The following is a 25,977-nucleotide window of genomic DNA, read 5'->3' as shown; positions in this document are numbered from 1 at the left end:
CCCTCCTTGACCGTCGAGCACCACGTACTGAATCCCGCCACCGAAGAGCTCGTCCGCACCGTCCCGGCCACCACGGCAGCCGAGGTCGACGCCGCCGTCGCCCGCGCGGTGAAGGCCCAGCAGGGCTGGGCGGCCGTCGCCCCCGGCGACCGGGCCCGGCTGCTGCGCCGCTTCGCCGCGGTCGTCGACGACCACATCGAGGAGCTGGCCCGCCTCGAGGTCCTCGAAGCCGGCCACACCATCGGCAACGCGCGCTGGGAAGCGGGCAACGTCCGCGACCTGCTCGACTACGCGGCGGGGGGAGTGGAGCGCCTGAACGGCCGTCAGATTCCCGTGACCGGCGGCCTGGACATCACCGTCCTCGAACCCCTCGGTGTCGTCGGCGTCATCGCGCCGTGGAACTTCCCCATGCCGATCGCCGCCTGGGGCACCGCCCCCGCGCTCGCCGCCGGCAACGCCGTGCTGCTCAAGCCCGCCGAGACGACCCCGCTCACCGCCCTGCGCCTGGCGGAACTGGCCCTGGAGGCGGGCCTTCCCGAGCACCTGTTCCAGGTCCTGCCGGGAGCAGGTGACGTCGCGGGCAACGCGCTGGTCGAGCACCCCGGCGTCGCCAAGATCGTGTTCACCGGATCGACCCGGGTCGGCAAGCAGATCATGGCCACGTGCGCGGACCGCGTGAAGCGCGTGACCCTCGAACTCGGCGGCAAGAGCCCCAACATCGTCTTCGCCGACAGCGACCTCGACGCCGCCGTGGCCGCCACCCCGATGTCGTTCCTCGACAACTCCGGCCAGGACTGCTGCGCCCGTACCCGCATCCTCGTCCAGCGCTCCGTGTACGACCGCTTCCTCGATCTGCTGGCGCCCGCGATCGAGTCCGTCGTCGTCGGCGACCCGTCGGACGAGAAGACCCGGATGGGGCCCCTGATCTCCCGGATCCAGCGGGACCGGGTGCGGTCCTACGTCCCCGACGACGCGAAGGCGATCCGCGGCACGGCGCCCGAGGGCCCCGGCTTCTGGTTCCCGCCGACGGTCCTCACCGACCTCGCGCCCGACGCGCCCGCCGCCTGCGAGGAGGTCTTCGGCCCGGTCGCCGTCGTCCTCCCCTTCGAGGACGAGGCCGACGCCGTGCGGCTCGCCAACGCCACCGAGTACGGACTGTCCGGCTCCATCTGGACCCGCGATGTGGGGCGCGCGCTGCGTGTCTCACGAGCGGTCCGGGCGGGCAACCTGTCCGTCAACTCCCACTCCAGCGTGCGCTACTGGACGCCGTTCGGGGGGTACAAGCAGTCCGGCCTCGGCCGGGAACTGGGCCCGGACGCCCTCACCGCTTTCACCGAGACCAAGAACGTCTTCATCAGCACGGAGGCCTGAGCACCCATGACCGTTGACACCCCCATCTGCCGCCGCCTCGTGGGCCGTACCGCCGTCGTCACCGGAGCCGGCAGCGGCATCGGCCTCGCGGCTGCGCGCAGGCTCGCCTCCGAGGGTGCGAACGTCGTCTGCGGCGACATCGACGAGACCGCCGGGAAGGCGGCGGCCGACGAGGTCGGCGGGCTGTTCGTACGCGTCGACGTCACGGACGCGGAGCAGGTCGAGGCGCTGTTCAAGACGGCGTACGACACCTACGGCAGCGTCGACATCGCGTTCAACAACGCGGGCATCTCGCCTCCCGACGACGACTCGATCCTGGAGACCGGTCTGGAGGCGTGGAAGCGCGTCCAGGAGGTCAACCTGACCTCGGTCTACCTGTGCTGCAAGGCCGCCATCCCGTACATGCGGCAGCAGGGGAAGGGCTCGATCATCAACACCGCGTCGTTCGTGGCCCGGATGGGGGCCGCGACCTCGCAGATCTCGTACACCGCGTCCAAGGGCGGCGTGCTCGCGATGTCGCGCGAGCTCGGCGTGCAGTTCGCCCGCGAAGGCATCCGCGTCAACGCCCTGTGTCCCGGGCCCGTCAACACCCCCTTGCTCCAGGAGCTGTTCGCCAAGGACCCGGAGCGGGCGGCCCGGCGCCTCGTGCACATCCCGGTCGGACGGTTCGCGGAAGCGGAGGAGATCGCCGCCGCCGTCGCCTTCCTCGCGAGCGACGACGCCTCGTTCGTCAACGCCACCGACTTCCTGGTCGACGGCGGTATCGCGGGGGCGTACGTCACCCCTGTGTAGCCCTGTTGGTGGCCCCGCATAGGGTGTCCGGATGAGCATGACGACCCCTCCCGGCTGGTATCCGGACCCTCAGGCGCCCGGCACCGACCGCTGGTGGGACGGCTCGGCCTGGACCGCGCACGCGCGCGCGGCCCAGGCACCGTCGGACTCCGGGGCGCAGGCGTACGGCGCCGGGCAGCCGGCGCAGGGTCCCGGTCCCGGGCAGCCGGCGTACGGTCCCGGTCCCGGACAGCCTGTGTACGGCGGCGGCGCGGGCGGCGCGGCCCAGGGGCCCGTCGCCGGATTCGGGCCGCACACCGTGCCCATGCAGCACGCCGCGGCCGGTGGCCCGGGCGGGGGCAGGCGCCGCGTCGTGGCGCTGGCCGCCGCCGGTGTCGTGCTCGTCGCCGCGGTCGCGACCGGAGCCGTGCTCCTCGGCAACGACGACGACCCCGGCACGCCCGAGGCCGCGCCGACCACCACGGCCGCTTCCGCCTCGGCGACGTCCGGCCCCGAGCAGAGCGCGTCGCCCACCGCCACCGCCGACGAGGACGCCACGGAACTCGTCGACCAGCTCAACGGCATCACCCTGCCCATCCCCGACGGCTGGGAGAAGTCCACCAGCGGTATCGGCACCGGCACGACGATGTACACCGACGAGACCTACGACTGTCCCGGCGGCGGCTCCTCGCTCTGCCGTCACGGCCGGGTGACCTCCATGACGGCCACCCAGACCGGCGGTGCCACCACACCGAAGGCCGCGGCCGAGCAGGACATCGAGAAGGCGGCCGAGGAGGCGTACGACGAGGACGCGCTCGGCAACCGCATCCACGGCGGCATCACGTCGCACACCGTCGTGAAATCGCAGAACGTCGCCGTCGCCGGGCGCTCGGGATACCTCGTGCGCTGGCGGGTCGTCACCGGAGCCGGCCCCGGCGGTTATGTGCAGTCGCTCGTCTTCTCGTCCCCCACGGGAACGGAGGCGCTGGTCGTCGTGCGCTTCGCCTTCGACGCGGGACCGGACGGGCCCTCGCTCGCCCAGATGGACAGCATCACGTCGAGCATCCGTCCCATCGGCGACGCCACGAGCGGCGGGGTCGGCAGCACCATCGGACCCGGCTGACGCGTCTCACCGGCGCACCGGGCCCAGCGTGACGGCCAAGCGGCGCTCCCGCGGGACGGTCAGTCGGCGTCCCCGTGGGGCGGTCCGTCGGCGAGCGCGCATGGCTGTCACTCGGCGAGCGCGCGGTAGAGCGAGGCGACGGAGGGGTGGCGGCCGGCGTTCTTCCCCGTCCGGATGGTGAGCCGTCCGGCGATCTCGGAGACCGGCACACCCTGGTCGCGCAGCGCGCGGGCCGTGGCCAGCATCTCGTCGTCGATCACCTTCGGGCGCCCGCCGCCGCGTCGCGGCTGCTCGCCCCCGTGGCCCGCGTACTCGATCCGGAGAGGTCCACCACCGAAGTCCTGCGACGGGTTTTCGCAGAACTCTTTCTCATAACCAAGAGTATCCGTGTACCCGAGGGCGTCCTCGGGGACGGTGTCGCCCAGGGACTCCAGCAGGTCGCGGAGCAGGCCGGCGAGGGTGGCGCGACGGGTCTCGTCCAGCGCCCCCAGCACGCGGTTCTCGGTGGCCAGGTGGTCGGGGAGCACCCGGTCCACGAGCGCCAGGCCCTCGTCGGTGAGCGACACGTGCACGACGCGCCCGTCCGAGGCGCTCGGGGTGCGGGTCACCAGGCCGCGCGCCTGCAGGCGGTCGAGCCGCTGGCTGATGGCCCCTGAGGTGACCATGGCCGACCGCATCAGGGCCGCCGGGGTGAGGCGGTGCTCCGGCCCGCTGCGCCGCAGCGTGGCGAGCACGTCGAAGGAGGCCCGGTCGAGGCCGTGCGCGGCGAAGGTCTCCGCGAGCTCCGACGCGATCAGCCGGGAGACACGCCCCAGGCGCCCGATCACCGCCATGGGCGACACATCGAGGTCGGGGCGCTGGGCTCCCCACTGCCTCACTACGAGATCCACGTGGTCTGCCATGAGAAGACTCTAGCAAATCTCTTAGTGATGAGTTACTTTGGCTTAGTGCTAAGCAACCAATTGAGAAGCAGCCGGCTCGGGATCGTGGTGCTGACCGCGCTGGCACCTGCCATCTGGGGCACCACTTATCTCGTCACGACCGAGCTGCTGCCGCCGGGCGGTCCGCTGCTCGCCGCGCTGCTCCGTGCCCTGCCCGCGGGCCTGCTGCTCCTTGCCGTCACCCGGCGGCTTCCGCAGGGCATCTGGTGGTGGCGGGCGCTCGTCCTCGGCGCGCTGAACATAGGCGTGTTCCTCGCGCTCCTCTTCGTCGCCGCCTACCGGCTGCCAGGCGGGGTCGCCGCCACCGTCGGCGCCGTCCAGCCCCTGCTCGCCGCAGGACTGTCGGCCGCCCTCCTCGGGGACCGGCTCACCCGGCGCACCGCCCTCGCGGGCGTCGCGGGCATCGCCGGCGTGAGCCTGCTCGTCCTGCGGGCCGACGCCCGGCTGGACGCGCTCGGCGTCGGCGCCGCACTCGGCGGTGCGCTGGTCATGGCCACCGGCGTGGTGCTCGCCAAGCGGTGGACCTCTCCCGCACCGCTGCTCGCCACGACCGGATGGCAGCTGGTCGGAGGCGGCCTCCTGCTCCTCCCGGTCGCCCTGCTCGTCGAAGGCCCGCCGCCTGCCGATCTGACCGCGCAGAACCTGCTGGGTTACGCCTACCTGTCGTTCGTGGGCGCGGCCGTGGCGTACGCGCTCTGGTTCCGGGGGATCCGCGCGCTGCCACCGACCGCGGTCTCCTTCCTCGGCCTCCTCAGTCCGCTCGTAGCGACCGTGCTCGGACTCCTCGTCGCCGGTGAGCGGCTCAACGGACTCCAGGCCCTCGGCGGGGTCGTGGTCATCGCCGCCCTCATAGCCGCGCAGACGCACAAGAAGACCCCACCCCTGGCAGCTGTCCCCGGCGCAGCGTCGCCGCCGCCCGCCCCGCGTTCCGCCCGGGCCACCGACCCCGGCACCGCCCCGACCGCCACCGGTCACGGATCACGACAGCAAGGAGTCCACCCGTGCGCATGACGGTCTTCGGAGCCGCCGGGAACGTCGGACGCAGGACCGTCACCGAGGCCCTCTCCCGGGGCCATGAGGTCACGGCCGTCGTCAGGGACCCGGCCCGCTTCGCCGAACTGCCCCGCCGGGCCCGCCCTCATGTGGCCGACGCCGCCGACCCGGACGCCGTCGCCCGCGCGAGTGCCGGGCAGGACCTGGTCATCGGCGCGACGAGACCGGCGCCCGGCCGTGAAAGGGAGCTGGTGGCGACCACCGAGGCGTTGCTCGCCGGAGTCGCCCGCACCGGTGTACGGCTCCTGCTCGTCGGCGGCGCCGCGTCGCTCACGCTCCCCGGCAAGGGGGCGCTCACCCTGGCCGAAGGCCCGGACTTCCCGGTCGAGTTGGGGGCGATCGCTGCCGCCTGTACCGCGCAGCTCGATGTCTGCCGGGCGGCGGGAGCCGGGGCGGACTGGACGTATCTGAGCCCGCCGGCCCTCCTCGAGCCGGGCGTACGCACCGGCGGTTACCGGCTGGGCGGCGACGAGCTGCTTGTCGACGGCGAGGGCCGGTCCTTCATATCCATGGAGGACTTCGCGGTGGCCCTGCTGGAGGAGGCCGAGCGCCCCCGCCACCGGCGGACCCGGTTCACCGTGGCGTACTGATCGCCGGGATGCCGCCTGTCGAAGGCCCGCTACAGGAAGGTGCGGCCCTCGCCTCGGTAGGTCGGCGCGGTGGCCGTCACCCGGTCCCCATCGACCAGGTGCAAGGTGTCGAAGCGCTCGCACAGCTCTCCGGCCTTCGCGTGGCGGAACCACACCTTGTCGCCGATCAGCAGGTCATCGGCGGCGTGCCCGATCAGCGGCGTCTGCACCTCGCCCGCCCCCTCCCGCGGGTCGTAGCGCAGGCCCTCCGGGAGGTGGGGGACCGGCAGCCGGTCGGGGCCCGCCGCGCCCGACGCGGGGTAGCCCCCGCCGAGCACCGTCACGACTCCGACCCCCGGCCTGCGGACCACGGGCTGCGCGAACAGCGCGGCCGGACGCCCTGTGAAGGAGGTGTAGTTGTCGAACAGCCGTGGCACATAGAGTCCCGAGCCGGCCGCGATCTCCGTGACCGCGTCCTCGGCCGCGGTGTGCTGGACGCTCCCTGTCCCGCCGCCGTTGACGAACTCCAGGTCGGGTTCCACCGCGCGTACCGCCCGCACCACGGCCGCCCGCCGTGCTGCCAGCTCCGCGCGCGCGGCGCGCTGCATGAGCCGTACGGCCCGCGACCGCAGCGGTGAACCGGCGACCGCGTCACCCACTCCGGCGATGTGCCCCTCGTACGCCATCAGTCCCACCAGCCGGAAGCCGGGCCGTCGCGCTATGGACCGGGCGATCTCGGCCAGTTGGGCCGGCTCGCGGAGCGGTGAGCGGCGGGCGCCGATCCGCAGCCGGCCGCCGAGCAGGTGCAGGGCCGTGTCCAGCTCCAGGCAGACCCGGATCTCCTCCTTGCCGCCGCCCCGGGAGCGGTCGATGAGTTCCAGCTGGGCGAGGTCGTCGACCATCACCGTCACGGCCCCGGCGAGCTTGGGATCCCCCGCGAGCTCCGCGAAACCCGACCGGTCGGCGGACGGATACGCGAGGAGCACGTCGTCGAACCCGGCCCGCGCGAGCCACAGGGACTCGTCCAGGGTGAACGACATGATCCCGGCGAACCCGTCGCGCGCCAGGACGCGCTCCAACAGGGCGCGGCACCGGACCGATTTGCTCGCCACCCGGATCGGCTTGCCCCCGGCCCGGCGGACGAGGTCGTCGGCGTTGGCGTCGAAAGCCTCGAGATCGACGATCGCGACAGGGGCGTCCAGATGCGCGGTGGCCTTGTCGTAGCGGGCCCGGTCTGCGGCACGGGGAGTCATGGCCCGAGCTTGCCAGACTCGATTACCCCGGGGTAGGGGATGTTCTGGGCAGATCCCCCGGAGCCCCGGACGCATGGCGGTCCGGCACAGCGCAGCCCGTTAGAGTGACAGGCACAGTGGCCTGCACGAGGTGGCGAACAGGCCTGCCCCGGACGGTGATCCGTCCGTGGCACGTGTCGAGCAACGGGGGGCGGAATGAGCACGGAGGCGCAACGCCCTTCCGGCGCCCAGCCCCCGCACCGCTCCCGTATCGCCGACGCGATCCTCCCTCCCGAGCCGTCCGAGCCCGGGGCCGCGGCCCCCGCGCCCGGCACGCCCGTCCCGGACCGGCCCGGCGCGTCCGGCCCCACCGTGGCTCCTCAGCGGACGACGCCGCCTGCCGCGCGCGATGCCGTCGCGCCCCCGACGGGTACGCCCGCTCCGGGGACCCCGCCGCGCCCCACCGTGGCCCCCCAGCGGACGACGCCGCCCGTCGTGCGCGATGCCGTCACGTCCGTGGCCGGTACGCCCGATCCCGGCGCGTCCGGCCCCACCGTGACCCCCCAGCGGACCACGCCGCCCGCCGCGCACAAGGCCCCGGTGGCCCGGCCCGGGGACGGGAGCATCCCGGACGTCGAGACCACCACCCGCCTGCGGCCCACGCGGCCGGGCCCAGCGTCCGCTGGCGGGCCTGCGCCCGCACCCAGCCGCCCCGCATCTGCCGCCGGACCCGCGGCCCCACCCGGCCCCGCGTCCATCGGCGGGCCCGCGCCTGCCCCCACCGCGCAACCGACGCCCCCGCAGCGGACGCCCCCGCAGCGCACGCCCGTGCCGCCCACGCCCCCGTCGTCGGCGCCCGTGCCGCCCGCGCCGCGGCGGCGGCCCGTCGGGCACGTCGACATGACGCCGCGGCCCGGCGCGCCCCGGCCGCCCGTCAACCACTGGGCCCCGCCCGAGACGCCCACCGAGATGACCACGCGGCTGCGGCCCGTGCGCACCCGGCACCCCGCGCGGACCGTCGGCGCCATCGCCTGCGTCGTCCTCGGACTCGGACTCATCGGCGGCGCCGTGACCGGCCTGTGGCTCACCGGCGACTCCAGCGCCGACACCGCCGAGCACGACACGTACGCCAAGGTGCGCACGATGTGGCACAGCGTTCCCGTGGACACGCTGTTCCCGCGCACCATCAAGGGTGACGACGCCGGCCCCGGCGGCGCCGACCGGGTCTGGACGCGGATCGCCGTCGCGCCGGACAGCGCCTGCGGACCGGCGCTCGACCCGTTGCTCGTCAAGACCCTGGAGCCGGTCGGCTGCGCCCGCGTCCTGCGCGCCACGTACACCGACGCGACCGCGAGCAGCGTCACCACGGTCGGCCTGGTCTTCACCGAGGCCGAGCGCGACGGCATGCTCGCGCTGCACAACCGGTTCACCACCGAAGGGCTCGGCGAGCGCACGGACCTGATGCCCCGCACTCTCCCCGCCGCGGGCACCGTCGCGGCCGGTTTCGGCGACGAGCAGCGGGCCAGCTGGACGGTCGACGTGGTGACCGAGGCGCCCGTCGTCGTCTACGCCGTGTCCGGCTTCGCCGACGGCCGGCCCGTGCCCGACCCGCAGCCCGCCGACGAGGCCAAGGTCGACGGCGCGACGACCGCCCCGGCGCAGTCCGGGCTCGGCCACGACGCCGCCGGCATCGCCGACCGCATCGAACGGGGCCTGCGGATCGCCGTCGGCCGCGCCACGGAGAAGACGGAATGAGCCTCCACCTGCGCCGCCTCCGCCCGCGCCGCCCCCACCTGCGCCACCGCCGCCTCACCGCGGCACTCGTCGCCGCCGCTGTCGCCGTGCTGCCCGCCGCGACGCCCGCGCACGCCGACGCGATCCGCGCCCAGCAGTGGGGCCTGGACGCCCTGCACACCGAGCAGGCCTGGCGGACGACCAAGGGCGAGGGGATCACGGTCGCGGTCCTCGACACGGGTGTCGACGACCAGCACCCGGACCTCGCCGGTTCCGTGCTGCCCGGCAAGGACTTCATCGGCTTCGGCGCTCAGCGCGGCGACCGCGCGTGGGCCCGGCACGGGACCGCGATGGCCGGGATCATCGCCGCCCACGGACACGGCCTCGGCCGGGAGTCCGGCGTGCTGGGCATCGCCCCGGAGGCGAAGATCCTGCCCGTCCGCGTCATCCTCGAAGGCAGCGACAAGGCGCGTGACCGGGCCCGCAAGTCCCGCGGCACGGCCCTCGCCCAGGGCATCCGCTGGGCGGCCGACCAGGGCGCCGACGTCATCAACCTCTCCCTCGGCGACGACAGCAAGTCCGCCCACCCCGAGGCGGGCGAGGACGCCGCCGTCCAGTACGCGCTGTCCAAGGGGTCCGTCGTCGTCGCCTCGGCGGGCAACGGCGGGGAGAAGGGCGACCACATCTCCTACCCCGCCGCCTACCCGGGCGTGATCGCGGTGACCGCCGTCGACCGCTTCGGGACGCACGCCGCCTTCTCCACCCGCCGCTGGTACGCCACCGTCAGCGCCCCCGGCGTCGACGTCGTGCTCGCCGACCCGGACCGGAAGTACTACCAGGGCTGGGGGACCAGCGCCGCCGCGGCCTTCGTCTCCGGCGCCGTAGCACTCGTCCGCGCCGCCCACCCGGCCCTCACGCCTGCCCAGATCAAGAAGCTCCTGCGCGACACGGCCCGCAACTCGCCCAAGGGGGGCCGCGACGACTCCCGAGGCTATGGCTTCGTCGACCCGGCGGCGGCGATCAGCGAAGGTGCGCGGCTGCGGCCCGCCGACCTGAAGGCGGCCGCGTCCGGCTACGACAAGCGGTACTTCGGCCGGGGCCCCGACCCGGAGGAGGAGGGCGTCGCACCGGCGAGCTGGCTCGCCCCTGTGGCCGGCGGCCTCGGCGTGCTGACGCTGGCCGCGGCCGTCGTGCTGTGGAGCGGCGGCCGGCGCGGCCAGGGCGGCTCCTTCTGACAGGAGCCGCGGAGCCGACGCGGCCCAGGGCGAGGTCCGCTCCCGAGCCGAGGCCGCTGCCGTATCTGCCGCGTCCTGACGCCAGAGGCGCGCGCCGGCGGCCATGAACAGGACGTTAGGCTCGACGCGTGGCGCTCAAGAACATCCCGGACCCCAGTTTCTCCGACGACGACGGCACCGCCGACCCCGCCCTGGAGGCGGCGCTCGCCGGCTGGGCCGAGGACCCCACCGCCGAACGGCCCGTGCTGGAGGCGCTCAAGGGCGCCAGGCTCCTGGTCCCCGTCGTCGCCGTTCTCGGCGAGGTCGAGGAGGACGAGAACGGGCTGCGCCGCGAGAAGACCAGCGACATGGCCGTGCCGACCCTGACGGCCGGCGACCGCCGTGCCCTGCCCGCGTTCACCTCGATCGCCTCACTCGCCCGCTGGAACCCCGAGGCCCGCCCGGTCGCCGTCCCGCTGCACCAGGCGCTCCAGGCCGCGGCGCACGAGAAGGCGGACACGCTCGTCATCGACCTGGCCGGCCCCGTCCCGTACCAGCTGACCGGACACGCCCTGCTGGCGCTCGCCGAGGGCCGCACCAGCACCGATCCCCTCGCCGACCCGGCCGTCACCGCCGCCGTACGCGACAGGCTCGCCGCCCAGCCCGCCGTCCTGCGGGCGCACCTGGGTCCCGGCCGGGACGCGGACGGCACGCTCGCGCTCGTCCTGGCGCCCGACGCCGTGCCGGCAGAGGCGGCGCGCCGGGTGGCCGAGGCGCTGGCGGCCGACGACGTACTGAGGGCCCGCCTGGTGCGGGGCCTCGACCTGGCACTGCTGCCGGCCGGGGCCACCCCGCCGGGCGGGCCCTTCTACGTCAGGGAGTGAGCCGCCGAACAGGTCAGCCGTAGACCGGGCCGGTGTACTTCTCGCCCGGACCCTGGCCCGGCTCGTCCGGCACCAGCGACGCCTCGCGGAACGCCAGCTGGAGCGACTTCAGTCCGTCGCGCAGCGGAGCCGCGTGGAAGGAGCTGATCTCGGTCGTGCTCGCGTCGAGCAGACCGGCGAGCGCGTGCACCAGCTTGCGGGCCTCGTCGAGATCCTTGTGGGCGTCGCCGTCCTCGGTCAGGCCGAGCTTCACGGCGGCGGCGCTCATCAGGTTGACGGCGACCGTGACGATCACCTCGACGGCAGGGACCTCGGCGATGTCGCGGGTCATGGCGTCGAAGTCGGGGGCCTCCGCGGGGGAGGGCTCTTGGGGGGAGGTCGCGTCACTCATGACGCACACGATATGCCCCGCCGCCCAGGTCACCGCCGCGGCCACCGGTTAGCCGCATCCCCTGGGAGCTGCTAGCCTTGTGTGACGACCGGCTGGACATCTATGTGCCCAGCCCACAAGTGGAGGCTCCGATCTCCCACCTGGCCGCCCTCAGGGCGGCGGGTCACCGGTCAGGCGGCGCCCATCGTTCCGTACGGACGATGGAGGTCGCCCGATGTACGCCCCGCGGTCACCGCGGCGGTGTTCCGGTATTCATTGGAGCAGCCGCCTGTGTCCCGTCCGGGGCATTTTTCGTGTTCCGGCGCGGTTGGTCTGACGAAACAGACGTTACGCGGCTGTCTGCCAGGCGGTCGTGTGGTGCTACTTAGGAGGATCCATCAGCGCCGAGCCCCGCATCAACGACCGGATTCGCGTTCCCGAGGTGCGACTTGTCGGTCCCAGCGGCGAGCAGGTCGGGATTGTTCCGCTTGCCAAGGCCCTGGAGCTTGCGCAGGAGTACGACCTCGACCTGGTCGAGGTCGCGGCGAACGCCCGTCCGCCCGTGTGCAAGCTCATGGACTACGGGAAGTTCAAGTACGAGTCGGCCATGAAGGCCCGTGAGGCGCGCAAGAACCAGGCGCACACGGTCATCAAGGAGATGAAGCTCCGGCCGAAGATCGACCCGCACGACTACGACACCAAGAAGGGTCACGTCGTCCGGTTCCTCAAGCAGGGCGACAAGGTCAAGATCACGATCATGTTCCGTGGTCGTGAGCAGTCCCGCCCCGAACTTGGCTTCCGTCTTCTGCAGCGTCTCGCGGCGGACGTCGAGGACCTCGGCTTCATCGAGTCGAACCCGAAGCAGGACGGCCGGAACATGATCATGGTTCTTGGCCCGCACAAGAAGAAGACCGAGGCCATGGCCGAGGCGCGTGAGGCCCAGGCCGCACGCAAGGCGGAGCGCCAGGGCTCGCACGACCAGGACTCCGACGTCTCGGCCGACACATCCTCCGAGGGGTGACCCGCGGGGCCTGCCGGACAGGCGGCCCCCGGTCCCGCACGGAACCCACAACGAAGATCTGACGCTCCCGCAGTCCGGTGCCCGCACCGGGGGAGCGCCACTGATGAGGAGATACGGCGCGATGCCGAAGAACAAGACGCACAGCGGTTCCAAGAAGCGCTTCAAGATCACCGGCTCCGGCAAGGTGCTCCGCGAGCGCGCCGGCAAGCGCCACCTGCTCGAGCACAAGTCGTCCCGTCTGACGCGCCGCCTCACCGGCAACGCCGAGATGGCCCCGGGCGACGCCGCGAAGATCAAGAAGCTTCTCGGCAAGTGACGTCCGCCGTCCCCGACGCAGGGGACGGGACGCCGGGACCGGGACCTATTCGTTTCCGGGCCGTGTGATCACCGACCACGGCCCCGCTACAAGGAGTTAACAAGTGGCACGCGTCAAGCGGGCAGTCAACGCCCACAAGAAGCGCCGGGCGATCCTCGAGCAGGCCAGCGGTTACCGCGGCCAGCGTTCGCGCCTGTACCGCAAGGCCAAGGAGCAGGTCACCCACTCTCTGGTCTACAACTACAACGACCGCAAGAAGCGCAAGGGCGACTTCCGTCAGCTGTGGATCCAGCGCATCAACGCCGCTGCCCGCGCCAACGGCATCACCTACAACCGCTTCATCCAGGGTCTGAAGGCCGCCAACATCGAGGTGGACCGCAAGATCCTGGCCGAGCTCGCGGTCAACGACGCCGGCGCGTTCGCCGCGCTCGTCGAGGTTGCTCAGAAGGCGCTGCCGAGCGACGTCAACGCGCCCAAGGCTGCCTGACGGCTGCATCTGCCGACCGGACCCGCAGGCCCCTTGGGCCTGCGGGTCCGGTGTGTTTGACCGACTCCCGCAGCCGGGCAGACCCGCAGCCCGACCGAACCCCAGCCGACCGAGGAAGAGAGCCACAGGCGCACATGCCCACCCCCGAGCTGATCTCCCCGCGTTCCCCGCGGGTCGCCGCCGCCCGGCGGCTCGCCAAGCGGAACTTCCGGGGGAAGGACCGGCTGTTCATCGCCGAGGGGCCGCAGGCCGTCCGTGAGGCCGTCGCACACCGGGGCCCCGGCGGCGAACCCACCCTCGTCGAGCTGTTCACCACCGTCGAGGCCGCCGAGCGGTACGCCGACATCGTCGACGCCGCCCGCGCCGCGGGCGCCCGGGTGCACCACGCCGCCGACACCGTGCTCGCCGAGGTCTCCCAGACCGTCACCCCGCAGGGGCTGGTCGGGGTCTGCCGGTTCCTGGACTCGCCGTTCGAGGACATCCTCGCCGCACGTCCCAAGCTCGTCGCCGTCCTCGCCCACGTCCGCGATCCCGGCAACGCGGGCACCGTGCTGCGCTGCGCCGACGCCGCGGGCGCCGACGCCGTCGTCCTCACCGACGCGTCCGTCGACCTGTACAACCCCAAGTCCGTGCGCGCCTCGGTCGGTTCGCACTTCCACCTGCCGGTCGCCGTGGGCGTCCCCGTCGAGCAGGCCGTCCGGGGCCTGAAGGAGGCCGGCGTGCGCGTGCTCGCCGCCGACGGCGCGGGCGACGACGACCTCGACGACGAGCTCGACGCCGGGACCATGGGCGGCCCCACCGCCTGGATCTTCGGCAACGAGGCGTGGGGCCTGCCGGAGGAGACCCGCGCGCTCGCCGACGCCGTTGTGCGCGTCCCGATCCACGGCAAGGCGGAGAGTCTGAACCTGGCCACCGCCGCGGCCGTATGTCTGTACGCCTCGGCGCGCGCCCAGCGGGCCGGGGCCCGGGACGCCGCCCGCTGAGGGACACTCGCTCAGGGGGTCCGCCACGTCACATTCAGCTAGTAGGGTGACGGGCTCGGGGGCCCACTCGGCAGCGGAGAGGTGGGGTACGGGGACATGACCGTCGGGACCAGCAGGCCGGACCGGACGCCGGAGGCCTTCCTGTGCTGCACCGGCGGTCCCGAGACGTCCGGGGCCGTGTCCGCCATCGACCCCGACGACCTGCCCGACGGGCTGGTCGTCGCCGACGAGACCGGCCGCGTCGTCTGTTTCAACGAGGCAGCCGTACGCATCACCGCCGTGTCCAAGGCCGACGCCATCGGTGCCCCGCTGGAGCGCGCCCTGCCGCTGGAGGACCTCAAGGGCCGCCGCTGGTGGACGCTCACCGATCCGTACGGCGGACTCGCCACCCGGGTCGGGCAGCCCGAGCGCAATCTGCTGCTTCCCGGCGGGCGTGAGGTCCTCGTGTCCGCCCGCTACGTGCGCGACGTGCCCACCGGACCGCTGCGCAGGCTCGTCGTCAGCCTCCGCGGCACCGAGGCCCGGCGCCGTACCGAACGCAGCCACGCCGAACTGATCGCCACCGTCGCCCATGAGCTGCGCTCCCCGCTGACCTCCGTCAAAGGTTTCACGGCGACCCTGCTCGCCAAGTGGGAGAGGTTCACCGACGACCAGAAGCGGCTGATGCTGGAGACCGTCGACGCCGACGCGGGCCGGGTCACCCGGCTCATCGCCGAGCTCCTCGACATCTCCCGCATCGACTCCGGCCGGCTCGAGGTCCGCCGCCAGCCCGTCGACATAGCCGCCGCCGTCACCCGCCACGTCCAGGCCCACACCGCGGCCGGCCAGGCGCCCGACCGGTTCCTCGTCCGCATCCGGCCGGGGCTGCCGGACCTGTGGGCCGACCCCGACAAGATCGACCAGGTCCTCGGCAACCTGCTGGAAAATGCGGTGCGCCACGGTGAGGGAACCGTCACCATCGAGGTGGCGCCGGCAGCGGCGAAGGACGACGAGAAGGGCACGGCAGTCACCGTGAGCGACGAAGGCCCCGGCATCCCCGAGGAGTCGATGGGCCGTGTCTTCACCCGTTTCTGGCGGGGGAGCAAGCGCGGTGGCACCGGACTCGGCCTCTACATCGTCAAGGGCATCGTCGAGGCGCACGGCGGAACCATCACCGTCGGCCGCGGCCCCCGCGGCGGCGCCGAGTTCCGATTTATCCTGCCCGTCGGCACTCCGGCCCACCTCCTGTAGAGGCCGCCGGGCAGCCCACGGGCTCATCCGCCTCCCCGCACCCCGTTAGACTCGACCTTTGGCACCTTTGCGTCCTCGGTCGTCCCTGGTCGACGTGCGGGGTCCCCAGCCAGCCCATTCGGAAGTACGGGAAGAGATGTCCGCACCCAATAAGTCGTACGACCCTGTTGAGGTCGAGGCACTGAAACCGGAAGAGATCGAGCGCATGCGGGACGAGGCGCTCGCCGCCTTCGCCGCCGCCGCAGACCTCGAAGCGCTCGCTCACGCGAAGACCGCGCACGCCGGTGGCACCTCGCCGCTCTCCCTCGCCAACCGCGAGATCGGCGCGCTGCCGCCGCAGGCCAAGGCCGAGGCCGGCAAGCGCGTGGGCCAGGCGCGAGGCGCCGTCAGCAAGGCGCTGGCAGCGCGCCAGGCCGAGCTGGAGGCCGAGCGCGACGCCCGGGTGCTCGTCGAGGAGTCCGTCGACGTCACGCTGCCCTACGACCGCGTCCCCGCCGGTGCCCGCCACCCGCTCACCACGCTCTCCGAGCGCATCGAGGACGTCTTCGTGGCCATGGGCTACGAGGTGGCCGAAGGTCCCGAGGTCGAGACCGAGTGGCTCAATTTCGACGCGCTCAACATCGCCGCGGACCATCCCGCCCGCGGAGAGCACGACACCTTCTTCGTCGCCGACGCCGACGGCACGTCGGACTCCGGTGTCGTGCTGCGCACGCACACCTCGCCCGTCCAGGTCCGGTCGATGCTGGACCGCGAGCCGCCGGTCTACGTGATCTGCCCCGGCCGCGTCTACCGCACCGATGAGCTGGACGCCACGCACACCCCGGTGTTCCACCAGGTCGAGCTGCTCGCCGTCGACGAGGGTCTGACCATGGCCGACCTCAAGGGCACCCTCGACCACATGGTCCAGGCGCTGTTCGGCGAGGGCATGAAGACCCGGCTGCGGCCGAACTTCTTCCCGTTCACCGAGCCGTCAGCCGAGATGGACATGGTCTGCTACGTGTGCCGCGGCGAGTCCGTGGGCAACCCGGACCGGCCCTGCCGCACCTGCTCCAGCGAGGGCTGGATCGAGCTCGGCGGCTGCGGCATGGTCAACCCGAAGGTGCTCATCGCCTGCGGTGTCGATCCCCAGAAGTACAGCGGATTCGCCTTCGGGTTCGGCATCGAGCGGATGCTGATGTTCCGCCACAACGTCGAAGACATGCGAGACATGGTCGAGGGTGACGTCCGGTTCACCCGGCCGTTCGGGATGGAGATCTGATGCGGGTCCCGCTTTCTTGGCTGCGGGAGTACGTCGACCTGCCGGCGACGGAGACCGGCCGTGACGTCCAGGCCAAGCTCATCGCCGCCGGCCTCGAGGTCGAGACCGTCGAGCAGCTCGGCGCCGGGCTCAAGGGCCCTCTCGTCGTCGGCCAGGTGCTGACCATCGAGGAGCTCGACGGCTTCAAGAAGCCGATCCGCTTCTGCACCGTCGACGTCGGCCGGGCCAACGGCACGGGTGAGCCGCAGGAGATCGTCTGCGGCGCCCGCAACTTCTCCGTCGGCGACAAGGTCGTCGTGGTCCTGCCGGGCGCCGTGCTGCCCGGCGACTTCGCGATCGCCGCGCGCAAGACGTACGGCAGGACGTCCCACGGCATGATCTGCTCGGGCGACGAGCTGGGCATGGGCGACGACGGCAGCGGCGGCATCATCGTGCTCCCGCCCGAGCACGAGGTGGGCACCGACGCGATCGAGCTCCTCGAGCTCGTCGACGAGGTTCTCGACATCGCCGTCACCCCGGACCGCGGCTATTGCCTGTCGATGCGCGGTGTCGCCCGCGAGGCAGCCATCGCCTACGGGCTGCCGCTGCGCGACCCGGCGCTGCTCGACGTGCCCGGGCCCAACTCCTACGGCTACGAGGTCCAGGTCTCCGACCCCGTCGGCTGCGACCGCTTCACCGCGCGCACCGTCGTCGGCCTGGAGCCCGAGGCCCGCTCCCCGATCTGGCTGCAGCGCCGGCTGCAGAAGGCCGGGATGCGCCCGATCTCCCTCGCCGTCGACATCACCAACTATGTGATGCTCGAGCTCGGCCAGCCGCTGCACGCCTACGACCGCTCCCGTGTCGACGGGCCGATCGGGGTGCGCCGCGCCCAGCCCGGCGAGAAGCTCACCACCCTCGACGGCGCCAAGCGCGTCCTCGACGCCGAGGACCTCGTCATCACCGACAACCGCGGACCCATCGGCCTCGCGGGCGTCATGGGCGGGGCCAACACCGAGATCGCGGACGCCCAGCCCGACCCGGAGACCGGCCGGATCACCGGCACGACCGAGGTCGTGATCGAGGCCGCCCACTTCGACCCGATCGCCGTCGCCCGCACGGCGCGCCGCCACAAGCTGTCCTCCGAGGCGTCCAAGCGCTTCGAGCGCGGCGTCGACCCGCAGGCCGCGGCCGCCGCCGCGCAGCGGACCGTCGACCTGCTGGTGCTGCTCGCGGGCGGCACCGCCGAGGCGGGCGTCACGCAGATCACCGCGGCCGCCGCGCCGCGCACCGTCACGATGCCGGCCGACCACCCCGACCGGGTGGCGGGCGTCGCGTACGGGCGCGAGACCGTGGTGCGCCGCCTCCAGGAGGTCGGCTGCGACGTCCTCGGGCAGGACGAGCTCGTCGTCACCGTCCCGTCGTGGCGCCCCGACCTCGCCCACCCGAACGACCTCGCCGAGGAGGTCATCCGGCTGGAGGGCTACGAGAACCTGCCCTCCACGCTGCCCACGCCGCCGTCCGGCCGAGGCCTCACCGCCCGGCAGCGGCTGCACCGCCGGGTCGGCCGCGCGCTGGCCGGCGCCGGCTACGTCGAGGCGCCGAACTACCCGTTCGTCTCCGAGCAGATCTTCGACCAGCTCGGCCTCGAGGCGGACGACCCGTGCCGCAGCGTCGTCACGCTCGTCAACCCGTTGTCCGACGAGGAGCCCGCGCTGCGCACCACGCTGCTGCCGGGTCTGCTCGCCGCGCTGCGCCGCAACGACGGCAGGGGCAGCCACGACCTGGCGCTCTTCGAGACCGGACTGGTCTTCCGGCCGACCGGCCAGGAGCTGCGGGCGGTCCAGCTGCCCGTCGACCGCCGTCCGACCGACGAGCAGATCGCCGAGCTGAACGCGGCGCTGCCGCATCAGCCGCGTCACGCGGCGGTCGTGCTCTCCGGCGCCCGCGAGCAGGCCGGCTGGTGGGGCAAGGGCCGCCCGGCGGGCTGGGCGGACGCGGTCGAGGCCGCCCGGACCGTGGCGGGCGAGGCAGGGGTCGAACTCATCGTCCGCAAGGGCCAGTACGGGCCCTGGCACCCGGGGCGCTGCGCCGTCCTGTCGGTCACGGTGGACGGCGAGGAGCACACGGCCGGCTTCGCCGGCGAGCTGCACCCGCGCGTGCTGAAGTCCCTGGGCCTGCCGGAGCGCACCTGCGCGATGGAGCTGGACCTGGACCGGCTCGAGGGCGCGGCCGCGGGTGTCGTCCGGGCCCCGAGCATCTCCACCTTCCCGGTGGCCACGCAGGACGTGGCGCTCGTCGTCGCGGATGACGTGCCGGCGGCGGACGTGGAGGCGGCGCTGCGGGAGGGCGCGGGCGAACTGCTGGAAGCGGTCCGGCTGTTCGATGTGTTCACCGGTGAGCAGATCGGCGAGGGCCGCAAGTCGCTCGCGTACGCGCTGCGGTTCCGCGCGCCGGACCGCACGCTGACCGTCGACGAGGCGTCGGCCGCGCGCGACGCGGCGGTGGCGCTGGCGGCGGAGCGCACGGGAGCGGTGCTGCGGGGCGCGTGACGCGCTGACCACTGGGGCGTGCCCCCGCCCGGCCCGGGCGGGGACACGCCCCACGTGTGTGCGGGGGCGCTGGGCGGGGTTCTTTCCCCTCACCCGCCCTTCCCGAACCGGGGGGTCCGCCCCCGGACCCCCGCGCCTCAATCGCCTGCGGGGCCGGCGACCCCCAAACCCGACCTCACCCGTGCGGGTGAGAAAGCGCCACCCCGCCCCTCCCACCCCCTCCCCGCCGACAGAATCGTCCCGGCCGCCTCAGGCGGGCCTGTGCGTCGGACAGGGTCTATGAGGGGACCATCCGCATGATCCGAATCAGGTCTGGGGGTCTCCGGTCGGCGGTCGTCGCGCGGGCGCGGCCCGTGCTTCCGTGGGTGCCCGCCGCCGCGTGGGGTGTCGCCGCGCTCGCCTGGCGAATCGGGTGGGCGCCCGACGGGCCCCTGAGTCTCGAGCGGCGGATCGTCACCGGCATCGTCTTCTTCACCGTGGGCGCCGGGCTCCTGCTCGGCATCCGCCGCTCCCACCGCCGCGAACTGCGCCGCGTCCGCGAGGTCGCCGACGCCGCCCAGCACGTGCTGCTGCACCCGCCCCCGCCCCGCCTCGACGGGCTCACCGTCGCCGCCCGCCAGATCTCCGCCAGCCGTCACGCCACGGTCGGCGGCGACCTGTACGAGGCGCTGGCCACGCCGTTCGGTGTCCGCGTCGTCATCGGAGACGTACGCGGCCACGGGCTGCCCGCGATCGGCGCGGTGGCGGCCGTGCTGGGCAGCTTCCGGGAAGCCGCCCACGACGAGCCCGAAATCGGCGGCGTCCTGCGCCGTCTGGAGCGGGCCGTGCAGCGGTACCTGCGGGACCGGGCGCGCGACGAGCACCCCTCGTCGGGCGCGGGCGAGCCCGAGAGCCCGGCCGCGGAGGAGTTCGTCACCGTCCTGCTGGTCGAGATCGCGGCCGACGGCGGCGTACGCGCCCTCAACTGCGGCCACCCCTGGCCGTATCGGCTCTGCGGCACCGCCGAGCCGCTGACGGCGGCGGCGCCCCTGCCGCCCCTCGGCGCCTTTCCCCTCCCCGACGAACTGCCCGTCCGGTGCTGCGACCCGCTCCGGCCCGGCGAGGCACTGTTCCTCCACACCGACGGCGCGTCCGACGCACGTGACGCGCGTGGCCGGTTCTTCGCGCTGGAGGAGGCGCTCGCCCGCGCGGCCCGTGCCGCGCCCCTCGCGCCCGCCGCCGTGATCGCCCGTGTCCACGGGGAGTTGCTGCGGCACACCGGCGGCCGTGCCGCCGACGACATCGCGCTTCTCGTCCTGCGCAACGACCGCGCGCGGGTACCGGCGCAGGCCTCGGAAGCCCTGCGCCGTACCCGGCCGGAACCCTCCCATCGCTAGGTCCTGTCCGGTCGATCAGGCCGGATCAGTGAGCGGGGTCTGGTGCGTGCGATCGCAAGGCGGAGGATTGAGTCGACGCGGAGCGTCGGCGAATGACGACAACGCAGTGTGCGGGTACCTCCCGCGCCGGAGGCTGCGGGGGAGCGTGCCAGGGCACGCGAGCCCGGCAAGATCGGCCGGACAGGGCCTGGGTTCTGTGCTGCCTCGCAGCATCCGGCAGGGGTGGGGGACTGCCGGTGCGGCCGGCGCCGTCCGCCCTGCCGCGGAGTGTCGGGCAGATCAGCAGGGCAGACGACGCGAGGGGGGCCGCCGCACTGTACGAGGGGGAGCCGGCGGCCCGGCCGCCTCTGTGAGAGGCAGTTCAGTCAACCGGCCCCCGGTGCGCGGCGGGAGAGCACGCACGGCGCGGAAAGGGGCACTTGTTTCACACCCCGTGCGAATCGCGCTCCACTAGGCTGAGCCGGACCGAGTCACCGGAGGGGCCCATGCAGCCCAACACTCTGCTCGACGCCCTGCTCGACGAAGCGGGCATCTCCCACGCCGGTCTCGCTGCGCGTGTCAATCAGGCCGGCCGGGCCAGAGGACTGTCGCTGCGGTACGAACACACCGCGGTGGCCCGCTGGTTGAAGGGCCAGCGCCCGCGCGGGCAGGTGCCCGACCTGATCTGCGAGGTCTTCGCCGCACGGCTGCGCCGGGTCGTCACGCTCGACGACATCGGCCTCGGCGTACCGGGCGAGCCCGCGCCGCCGCAGGGGTCGTCGCTGTCGGGATTCGTGGAGCGCGCCACGGCCCTGTGGCGCTGCGACGAGCAGCAGCGTCCGCACATCGTCGAGGCGCCCGCGGTCACCGGCACACCGGCCGTGATGCCCGTCTGGGAGTGGGAGAACCCTCCCGAGGACGCGGATGTCTCCCGCGCCGGCCAGACGCGCGTGAGCATGGCCGACATAGAGATGCTCAGGGCGGCCCGTGCGCACTACGAACTGATGTACCGCAAGGCCGGCGGGATCGCGACCCGCTCCCGCGTCGTCGGCTTCCTCAACGCGGAGACCGCCCCGCTGCTGCGCGGCTCGTACAGCGACACCCTGGGCCGTCATCTGCACCGTGCCACCGGCGGACTCGTCGCCGTCGCCGGGATCTGCGCGTACGACTCCGACGCCCACGGCCTCGCCCAGCGCTACTTCCACCAGGCGCTGCGCCTGGCGAAGGCCAGCGGAGACAGGGGACTGGGCGCGTACGTGATCGCGCTGCTGGTCAACCAGTCGCTGTTCATGGCCGAGCACCGGCAGGCCGTGGCCTTCGCGGAGGCCGCGCTGCGTGCCGCCGGGCGCCAGATCACCCCCGCGCTCGCGGCCGACCTGTACGCGATGCAGGCCAAGGCCTACGCCCACCTCGGCGATGCCACGAGCGCCCTGCGGTGCATCCGCCGGGCCGAGTCGGAGGCGGCGCGGATCCGCCCGGGGCACGAGCCGGACGAGACCGGCTACGTACAGCCGGGACTGGTCAACGTCCAGGTGGCGGAGGCGCTGTTGAGCCTCGGGGACCTGGCAGCGGCCCACGAGCACGCTGCGGCTGCGGTGGACACGCCCTCGCACGACCGCGGCCGGGTGCACCGGCTCGCGATGCTCAGCCAGATCGAGCTGCGCCAGGGCGATGCGGACCGTGCGGCGCGGACCGCGGCGCACATGGTGGAGCGGGCCCGGGGCATGGAGTCGCAGCGGCTGCGGGACCGGCTGCGGGCCGTGCGCGAGCATCTGGTGACGAGTGGCTGCGCCGATGCCGCCGAGGCGGCCCGCCTCATCGACGGGGCGCTGCGCGTTCCCCTCTGAGCCGGGTCCTGCTGCCATATTGCCATCGACTTGTCGGAAGGTGGCAGAAGCGTGCAGTGGACGAACTTAAGCGAACAGACCGTGTATGAGAACCGTTGGTTCAGGGTCAATCTGGCGGATGTCGCGCTCCCCGACGGCCGCCACCTGGACCACTTCCTGATACGGCTCCGCCCGGTCGCCGTCGCGACCGCGGTCAACGAGGCCAACGAGGTGCTGATGCTCTGGCGGCACCGCTTCATCACCGACAGCTGGGGCTGGGAGCTCGCGGCGGGGGTCGTCGAGGACGGGGAGAACGTCGCCGACGCGGCGGCGCGCGAGATGGAGGAGGAGACCGGCTGGCGTCCCGGCCCCCTCCGCCATCTGCTCACCGTCGAACCGTCCAACGGCCTCACCGATGCCCGGCACCATCTCTACTGGGCCGAGGACGCCACCTACATCGGCCATCCCGAGGACGACTTCGAGTCCTCACGCCGCGAGTGGGTACCGCTCAAGCTGGTGCCCGACATGATCGCCCGCGGTGAGGTGCCGGCCGCCAACATGGCGGCCGGACTGCTGATGCTCCATCACCTGCGCCTGGGCTAGCGGCACTTCACCGACGGCGGCAAGGCTCTCGGACGCGGCCTAGGGGCTCACCGCCTGCCACACAGCGACCGCGAGCGCCCCCAGTGCGGTGAGCGCCGCGACGGCGGGCAGGGGCCATCGCGCGTGTTCGAGCGCCCCGACGCGAGCGGTCAGATCGGCCAGTTCCCGGTCGATCTGGTCGCCTCGCTGGGCGAGCAGTGCCAGATGGCCGTCGATGCGGGCCAGTCCCACGTCGATGCTGCGGCGCAGTTCGGCGAATTCCTCGACGGCCGTTAAGTGATCGGGGTCGGTGGACACGGATGCCTCTCCTGTTCGGGTAGTCGTACGCGGACCCTTGCTGAGCGGTACCGAGTCAACTCGCCCTGGTCGGAGGGCGGGAGCGTGCGCGCATGGCATATGCGCGCGCGCCCCGCGCGCCCCGTGTGAATTCTTGTTCGAATTCTCCTGCCGGCCGTGAGCCCGGCCTGCGGTCAGGAGTAGGTGTAGAAGCCGGAGCCCGTCTTCCGGCCGAGCCGGCCCGCGTCGACCATCCGCTGGAGCAGCGGGGGAGCGGCGTACAGCGGCTCCTTGTACTCCGCGTACATCGAGTCCGCGACGGAAGCGACCGTGTCCAGGCCGATCAGGTCCGCGAGCTTCAGCGGACCCATCGGGTGGGCGCAGCCCATCTCCATGCCGTTGTCGATGTCCTCGCGGCTCGCGATGCCCGACTCGAACATCCGGATCGCGGAGAGCAGGTACGGGATGAGCAGGGCGTTCACCACGAAGCCGGAGCGGTCCTGCGCCCGGATCGGGTGCTTGTCCAGCACCTGCTGCACCACGGCCTCGGAGCGCTTGATCGTCTCCTCGGAGGTGGTGAGCGCCGGAATCAGCTCGACGAGCTTCTGCACCGGGGCGGGGTTGAAGAAGTGGATGCCGATGACCTGGTCCGGCCGCGAGGTCGCGACGGCCAGCTTCACCAGCGGGATCGAGGAGGTGTTGGAGGCGAGGATCGCGTCCTGCCGGGTCACCACCTGATCGAGTACCTGGAAGATCTCGGTCTTGACCTGCTCGTTCTCCACCACGGCCTCGATGACGAGATCGCGGTCGGCGAACTCCCCGAGGTCGGTCGTGAAGGAGAGGCGCTCCAGGGTGGCGTCGCGCTCCTCCTCGGTGATCTTGCCGCGCTCGGCCGCCTTGGTCAGGGAGTTGTACAGCCGGGTGCGGCCGATCTCCAGAGCCTCGCCCGTGGTCTCGGCCACCTTCACCTCGAGGCCGCTGCGGGCGCACACCTCCGCGATGCCCGCGCCCATCTGGCCGCAGCCCACCACTCCGACGCGTGCAATGTCGGCCATTGAGTCCGTCACCTCATGCCTTTCGCTGGTCTTCGGTCGGCAGGTCCCCCGTACGGTTCCGGCGCCCGCCGACCCCCCGACGTTACTCCGGATGCGTGGGTGGCCGGGCCGCCGGGGCGGGCATGCTCTGCGGGACACGGCAATCGCTACCGACAGCGACAAGGGCGGGCATATGGGGTTTATGGGGAGAAGAGGGTTCGTGGTCACGGCGGCCGGAGCACTGGCCGCGCTCGCGACGACCGGGGAAGCGGCGGCCTCCGCCCGGGCCTCGGAGGGGTCCGGGACGGCGGGGGAAGGGGAGCCGATGGGGAAGGCCGCACGGGGAAAACGGGCCACGCGGGAGTTCCGCGGGATGTGGCTGGCGACCGTCGGCAACCGCGACTGGCCCTCCGTGCCGGGCCTGACCGCGGCCGAGCAGCGCGCCGAGCTGCTGGCGCATCTCGACACCGCGGTGGAGCGCCGGCTCAACGCGGTGATGTTCCAGGTGCGGCCGACGGCCGACGCCCTGTGGCCGTCACCGTACGAGCCGTGGAGCCAGTACCTCACGGGTGTCCAGGGGCGGGATCCGGGCTGGGACCCGCTCGGCACCGCGGTGAAGGAGGCCCACCGGCGCGGTCTTGAGCTGCACGCCTGGTTCAACCCGTACCGGGTGGCGGCCCACGCCGACCCCTGCCGGCTGGTACCCGGGCACCCGGCCAGGCAGCACCCGGACTGGATCGTCGCGTACGGCGGGAAGCTGTACTACAACCCGGGCATCCCCGCGGTCCGGGCCTTCGTCGAGGACGCCATACTGGACGCCGTCCGCCGCTACGACATCGACGCCGTCCACTTCGACGACTACTTCTACCCGTACCCCGTCGCCGGCCAGTACTTCGACGACGACGCGGCCTGGACCTGCTACGGCACGGGATACCCGAACCGGGCGGCCTGGCGCCGGGCGAACGTCAACCTCCTGGTGCGGGAGATGAGCGAGCGGATCACGAGCGAGAAGAAGCACGTGCGCTTCGGGATCAGCCCCTTCGGCGTGTGGCGCAACGCCTCGACGGACCCGGCGGGGTCCCGCACCACGGCGGGCGTGCAGACGTACGACGACCTCCACGCCGACACCCGTACCTGGGTCCGGCAGGGCTGGATCGACTACGTCGTGCCGCAGGTCTACTGGCACATGGGGTTCGCCGCCGCCGACTACGCGACCCTCGTGCCCTGGTGGTCCGCCGTCGCCGACGGCACCGGAGTGGACCTGTACATCGGCGAGGCGCTGTACAAGGTCGGCATCCCCAGCCAGCCCGCGCCGTGGCACGACCAGGCGGAACTGTCCCGCCACCTCACGTACGCCTCGCAGTACCCGCAGGTGGGCGGTCACTGCTTCTTCTCGGCGCTGGAGGTGGGGGCCGATCCGCTGGGCGCGATGACAAGGGTGGTGAACGACCACTACCCGACCCGGGTGCGGACGGCGGACTGAGCCGACGGCCGCGCCCCGGACGGGGACGGTGTGGTCAGGTCTTCTCGTGGTGCTGGACCACGCAGTCGGGTCCGGGTGACAGCACCGCTTCGTGCCCGTCGTCGAAACGGACACGGAACGGAGGCGTGCCGTCGGGCCCCAGTACCTCGAGGACTTTTGCGTGCTTGTCGTGCTGCCCCACGGTCCTGCCGTGCACCAACAGCGTGTCGCCCTCGTTTGCTTGCATCGGGAGTGTCCTCCTCGGCAGCCGGTCCGTTTTGTGGGTCGTTTCGAGTCTACGGCCGGGGGTGCGCCGCGCATCCCCGGCCGGCGCGA

The 25,977-nt window shown here is 72.9% G+C and carries 25 protein-coding genes; 19 read left to right on the top strand and 6 right to left on the bottom strand.

Annotated features, from left to right (window positions below; all coding sequences use genetic code 11):
- Positions 1 to 6 precede the first annotated feature (6 nt).
- Genes ACF08N_RS25685 through ACF08N_RS25675 form a run of 3 tightly spaced genes read left to right on the top strand, consistent with a single transcriptional unit; the run spans position 7 to position 3,265 of the window.
- Positions 7 to 1,371: an aldehyde dehydrogenase family protein gene (locus ACF08N_RS25685; RefSeq protein ID WP_392327027.1), complete on the top strand. Its 1,365-nt coding sequence runs from the start codon at positions 7 to 9 to the stop codon at positions 1,369 to 1,371.
- Positions 1,372 to 1,377: 6 nt separating this feature from the next.
- A complete protein-coding gene (locus ACF08N_RS25680) occupies positions 1,378 to 2,163 on the top strand; it encodes a 3-oxoacyl-ACP reductase (RefSeq protein WP_392327026.1) in 786 nt (261 codons plus the stop codon).
- A gap of 31 nt (positions 2,164 to 2,194) precedes the next feature.
- On the top strand, positions 2,195 to 3,265 hold the full coding sequence (locus ACF08N_RS25675) for a DUF2510 domain-containing protein (RefSeq protein WP_392327025.1): 1,071 nt from the start codon (positions 2,195 to 2,197) through the stop codon (positions 3,263 to 3,265).
- A 107-nt stretch (positions 3,266 to 3,372) separates the two neighbouring features.
- Here the strand turns inward: ACF08N_RS25675 and ACF08N_RS25670 are convergent, their stop codons facing one another.
- The gene (locus tag ACF08N_RS25670) at positions 3,373 to 4,167 is read right to left on the bottom strand and encodes a MarR family transcriptional regulator (RefSeq protein WP_392327024.1); all 795 of its coding nucleotides are present in this window, start codon (positions 4,165 to 4,167) and stop codon (positions 3,373 to 3,375) included.
- Between the two features lie 60 nt (positions 4,168 to 4,227).
- Here ACF08N_RS25670 and ACF08N_RS25665 point away from each other — a divergent pair, with 60 nt between their 5' ends.
- Positions 4,228 to 5,217 (top strand): EamA family transporter, encoded by a 990-nt coding sequence (locus ACF08N_RS25665; protein ID WP_392327023.1) that lies wholly within the window; start codon positions 4,228 to 4,230, stop codon positions 5,215 to 5,217.
- The gene (locus ACF08N_RS25660; protein WP_392327160.1) at positions 5,214 to 5,849 is read left to right on the top strand and encodes an NAD(P)-dependent oxidoreductase; all 636 of its coding nucleotides are present in this window, start codon (positions 5,214 to 5,216) and stop codon (positions 5,847 to 5,849) included. The genes ACF08N_RS25665 and ACF08N_RS25660 overlap by 4 nt, the downstream gene beginning before the upstream one ends.
- 29 nt (positions 5,850 to 5,878) lie before the next feature.
- Here ACF08N_RS25660 and ACF08N_RS25655 read toward each other — a convergent pair whose 3' ends face one another.
- Positions 5,879 to 7,081, bottom strand: coding sequence for an amino acid deaminase/aldolase (locus ACF08N_RS25655; protein WP_392327022.1), 1,203 nt, complete (start codon positions 7,079 to 7,081; stop codon positions 5,879 to 5,881).
- An 879-nt stretch (positions 7,082 to 7,960) separates the two neighbouring features.
- On the opposite strand from ACF08N_RS25655, the gene ACF08N_RS25650 reads away from it, so the two are divergent.
- From ACF08N_RS25650 to ACF08N_RS25640, 3 genes are all read left to right on the top strand, one after another.
- Complete coding sequence (locus ACF08N_RS25650; protein WP_392327159.1) at positions 7,961 to 8,815, top strand: hypothetical protein; 855 nt, start codon at positions 7,961 to 7,963, stop codon at positions 8,813 to 8,815.
- On the top strand, positions 8,812 to 10,029 hold the full coding sequence (gene mycP, locus ACF08N_RS25645) for a type VII secretion-associated serine protease mycosin (protein ID WP_392327021.1): 1,218 nt from the start codon (positions 8,812 to 8,814) through the stop codon (positions 10,027 to 10,029). Before ACF08N_RS25650 ends, mycP begins: the two co-directional genes overlap by 4 nt.
- Before the next feature lie 128 nt (positions 10,030 to 10,157).
- The gene (locus ACF08N_RS25640; RefSeq protein ID WP_392327020.1) at positions 10,158 to 10,892 is read left to right on the top strand and encodes an SseB family protein; all 735 of its coding nucleotides are present in this window, start codon (positions 10,158 to 10,160) and stop codon (positions 10,890 to 10,892) included.
- 13 nt (positions 10,893 to 10,905) lie between these two features.
- On the opposite strand, the gene ACF08N_RS25635 is transcribed toward ACF08N_RS25640, so the two are convergent.
- On the bottom strand, positions 10,906 to 11,283 hold the full coding sequence (locus ACF08N_RS25635; protein ID WP_392327019.1) for a DUF1844 domain-containing protein: 378 nt from the start codon (positions 11,281 to 11,283) through the stop codon (positions 10,906 to 10,908).
- Positions 11,284 to 11,635: 352 nt separating this feature from the next.
- On the opposite strand from ACF08N_RS25635, the gene infC reads away from it, so the two are divergent.
- The 10 genes from infC to ACF08N_RS25585 all read left to right on the top strand — a co-directional run bounded on the left by infC (position 11,636) and on the right by ACF08N_RS25585 (position 22,869).
- On the top strand, positions 11,636 to 12,283 hold the full coding sequence (infC, locus tag ACF08N_RS25630; RefSeq protein WP_392327018.1) for a translation initiation factor IF-3: 648 nt from the start codon (positions 11,636 to 11,638) through the stop codon (positions 12,281 to 12,283).
- A 121-nt stretch (positions 12,284 to 12,404) separates the two neighbouring features.
- Positions 12,405 to 12,599, top strand: coding sequence for a 50S ribosomal protein L35 (rpmI, locus tag ACF08N_RS25625; RefSeq protein ID WP_215182940.1), 195 nt, complete (start codon positions 12,405 to 12,407; stop codon positions 12,597 to 12,599).
- Between the two features lie 103 nt (positions 12,600 to 12,702).
- Positions 12,703 to 13,086 (top strand): 50S ribosomal protein L20, encoded by a 384-nt coding sequence (rplT, locus tag ACF08N_RS25620; RefSeq protein WP_019325184.1) that lies wholly within the window; start codon positions 12,703 to 12,705, stop codon positions 13,084 to 13,086.
- 134 nt (positions 13,087 to 13,220) lie between these two features.
- Positions 13,221 to 14,069, top strand: a complete 849-nt coding sequence (locus ACF08N_RS25615) for a TrmH family RNA methyltransferase (protein ID WP_392327017.1) — start codon at positions 13,221 to 13,223, stop codon at positions 14,067 to 14,069.
- 96 nt (positions 14,070 to 14,165) lie between these two features.
- On the top strand, positions 14,166 to 15,299 hold the full coding sequence (locus tag ACF08N_RS25610; protein WP_392327016.1) for an ATP-binding protein: 1,134 nt from the start codon (positions 14,166 to 14,168) through the stop codon (positions 15,297 to 15,299).
- A 136-nt stretch (positions 15,300 to 15,435) separates the two neighbouring features.
- Positions 15,436 to 16,557 (top strand): phenylalanine--tRNA ligase subunit alpha, encoded by a 1,122-nt coding sequence (gene pheS, locus ACF08N_RS25605; protein WP_392327015.1) that lies wholly within the window; start codon positions 15,436 to 15,438, stop codon positions 16,555 to 16,557.
- The gene (gene pheT, locus ACF08N_RS25600) at positions 16,557 to 19,085 is read left to right on the top strand and encodes a phenylalanine--tRNA ligase subunit beta (RefSeq protein ID WP_392327014.1); all 2,529 of its coding nucleotides are present in this window, start codon (positions 16,557 to 16,559) and stop codon (positions 19,083 to 19,085) included. Before pheS ends, pheT begins: the two co-directional genes overlap by 1 nt.
- Positions 19,086 to 19,381: 296 nt before the next feature.
- Entirely contained in the window at positions 19,382 to 20,461 is a 1,080-nt protein-coding gene (locus ACF08N_RS25595) for a PP2C family protein-serine/threonine phosphatase (protein ID WP_392327013.1), read from the top strand.
- 485 nt (positions 20,462 to 20,946) lie between these two features.
- Positions 20,947 to 22,287: a transcriptional regulator gene (locus ACF08N_RS25590; RefSeq protein WP_392327012.1), complete on the top strand. Its 1,341-nt coding sequence runs from the start codon at positions 20,947 to 20,949 to the stop codon at positions 22,285 to 22,287.
- 51 nt (positions 22,288 to 22,338) lie between these two features.
- Positions 22,339 to 22,869: an NUDIX hydrolase gene (locus ACF08N_RS25585; protein ID WP_392327011.1), complete on the top strand. Its 531-nt coding sequence runs from the start codon at positions 22,339 to 22,341 to the stop codon at positions 22,867 to 22,869.
- 39 nt (positions 22,870 to 22,908) lie between these two features.
- Here ACF08N_RS25585 and ACF08N_RS25580 read toward each other — a convergent pair whose 3' ends face one another.
- Complete coding sequence (locus tag ACF08N_RS25580) at positions 22,909 to 23,166, bottom strand: hypothetical protein (RefSeq protein WP_392327010.1); 258 nt, start codon at positions 23,164 to 23,166, stop codon at positions 22,909 to 22,911.
- A gap of 173 nt (positions 23,167 to 23,339) precedes the next feature.
- Positions 23,340 to 24,200: a 3-hydroxybutyryl-CoA dehydrogenase gene (locus tag ACF08N_RS25575; RefSeq protein ID WP_392327009.1), complete on the bottom strand. Its 861-nt coding sequence runs from the start codon at positions 24,198 to 24,200 to the stop codon at positions 23,340 to 23,342.
- A gap of 172 nt (positions 24,201 to 24,372) precedes the next feature.
- Here ACF08N_RS25575 and ACF08N_RS25570 point away from each other — a divergent pair, with 172 nt between their 5' ends.
- Complete coding sequence (locus ACF08N_RS25570) at positions 24,373 to 25,662, top strand: glycoside hydrolase family 10 protein (RefSeq protein WP_392327008.1); 1,290 nt, start codon at positions 24,373 to 24,375, stop codon at positions 25,660 to 25,662.
- Positions 25,663 to 25,696: 34 nt separating this feature from the next.
- Here the strand turns inward: ACF08N_RS25570 and ACF08N_RS25565 are convergent, their stop codons facing one another.
- Entirely contained in the window at positions 25,697 to 25,888 is a 192-nt protein-coding gene (locus ACF08N_RS25565; protein ID WP_392327007.1) for a DUF1918 domain-containing protein, read from the bottom strand.
- Between the last annotated feature and the right edge of the window lie 89 nt (positions 25,889 to 25,977).

Origin of the sequence: Streptomyces sp. NPDC015127, from assembly GCF_043080095.1 — a bacterium.
Classification (GTDB): domain Bacteria; phylum Actinomycetota; class Actinomycetes; order Streptomycetales; family Streptomycetaceae; genus Streptomyces.
The sequence above is the reverse complement of the archived record's forward strand: the minus strand, read 5'-3'. Positions and strand labels throughout refer to the sequence as shown.